Genomic DNA, 1803 nt, shown 5'->3' with positions numbered 1-1803 from the left:
CCCAAAGCCGGGTAGTTAAGGGATTTCCGCTGGTGGCAAGGGGTTTGATGGTTCGGGCAGAACGAGGGCAACGGGGTGTCGTTGATCAGATAGTCCGCCAAGACTGCTGATCTTCGAGGTGCCCCGTTGCCCGTACGTCATTGTGCCGCACCACCTGGTCTGACAAGGCTCTCCCGCGAGTTCACCGTGGCCGCGGGCCGGTTCGCGCCGGGTCATCTGGGCGAGCTGACGCAGGTCGTGCCCTTCGAGCTCGTCGACGCGGTCCTGGAGGAGAACGGCTGTGTGCAGCACCGGCTGAGGGACCTGCCCTCGCGAGTCGGGGTCTACTTCCTGCTGGCGATGTGCCTGTTCCCGGAGGTCGGCTACCGGCTCGTCTGGAACAAGCTCACCACGGCGCTGACCAGTGCGGGTCTGGATGTCGCCGGGCCGACCGCGAAGGCCCTGCGGGACCTGCGCCGCCGGGTCGGTCCGGCGCCGGTTCGCCGGCTGTTCGAGGTCCTGGCCGGGCCACTGGCGCAACCGACCACAGCAGGGGTCCGGTTCGGACGTTTCCGAACGGTCTCATTCGACGGCTGCAGCTCGATCAGGCTGGCCGACACCCAACGCAATGTGGGGTGGTTCGGCCCCGGTGGCCGGGGCGGCTGCCCGATGCTGGAACTGATGACGCTGGTGGAGACCGGCACGAGGTCTCTCATCGGCGCGGTGTTCGGTCCCACCGACACCGGCGAGACGGCCTACGCCCGAAGGCTGCTGCACCACCTCGGGCCCGACATGCTGCTGTTATGGGACAAGGGCTTCGACGCGAACGCCTTCCTTGCCGCGCTGACCGGCACCGGCGCGCAGTTCCTGGGGCGAATCCGCGCCAACCGCCGCACCCCCGTCCTGGCCCGTCTTGGCGACGGCTCCTACCTGTCCGTGATCGGCACCGTCCCGGTCCGCATCATCGAAGCCAAGGTGACTGTGACCCTGGATGACGGCACCTCCTTCACCGGGAATTACCGGCTCGCCACCACGCTGACATGTGCGAACCGCTACCCCGCCGCGGCACTGGCCGCGCTCTACCACGAGCGGTGGGAGCACGAGTCAGCGTACTTCGCGCTGCGGCACACCCTGGGCCAGGGGCGTCCACTGCGGTCGGGCGATCCCGTCGGCGTCGAACAGGAGATGTGGGCCCAGCTCACGCTCTACCAGGCGCTTCGGACGGTGATGGTCCAGGCCGCCGAGTCACGGCCGGGGATCGATCCGGACCGCTGCGGTTTCACCATCGCCCGGCAGGCCGCCCGCGATCTCGTCGTCCAGGCCGCCGGCATCACCACTGCCCCGGTCCCCGGCACCATCGGCGTCATCGCCCAGTGCGTGCTGGCCGGCCTCCTGCCGCCCCGCCGTCCGCGCGTCAGCACCCGCAAGGTCCGCTCGTCGGTCTCCCGGTACGCCGAACGCCAGGACGACGGCCGCCCCGACCGGAGCCGCATGGTCACCCGCCTTGACGTCGCCATCCTCAAACCCGCCAGTCAACCGCCCCCGCTGCCCGCAAGCTCCCGCGACGACCGGAACGTTTCCCCTGATCAGCGCCGCAGACACCGCATCCTCGACCTGCTGCAGGACGACCCGACACGTCTCTGGAGACCCTCGGAGATCGCCGCCCATTTCGGCGACATCACTCTGCACACCATGTATCGACAGCTCTCCCGATGGGCCGAAACCGGCCTCATCCACAAACTCGGACCCGGACTCTACGCAGCCACAGCCTGGACCTCAACACCACTGCCACCAGCGGAAATCCCTTAACTACCCGGCCTTGGG

At 68.6% G+C, this 1803-nt stretch carries 1 protein-coding gene; it reads left to right on the top strand.

Annotated elements, in window-relative coordinates; translation table 11 throughout:
* The first annotated feature begins 126 nt into the window (after positions 1-126).
* The gene (locus AA75_RS08410) at positions 127-1788 is read left to right on the top strand and encodes an IS4 family transposase (RefSeq protein WP_082526349.1); all 1662 of its coding nucleotides are present in this window, start codon (positions 127-129) and stop codon (positions 1786-1788) included.
* Positions 1789-1803: the final 15 nt, after the last annotated feature.

This window comes from Kitasatospora sp. MBT63 (genome assembly GCF_000710465.2).
Classification (GTDB): Bacteria; Actinomycetota; Actinomycetes; order Streptomycetales; family Streptomycetaceae; genus Kitasatospora.
The sequence above is the reverse complement of the archived record's forward strand: the minus strand, read 5'-3'. Positions and strand labels throughout refer to the sequence as shown.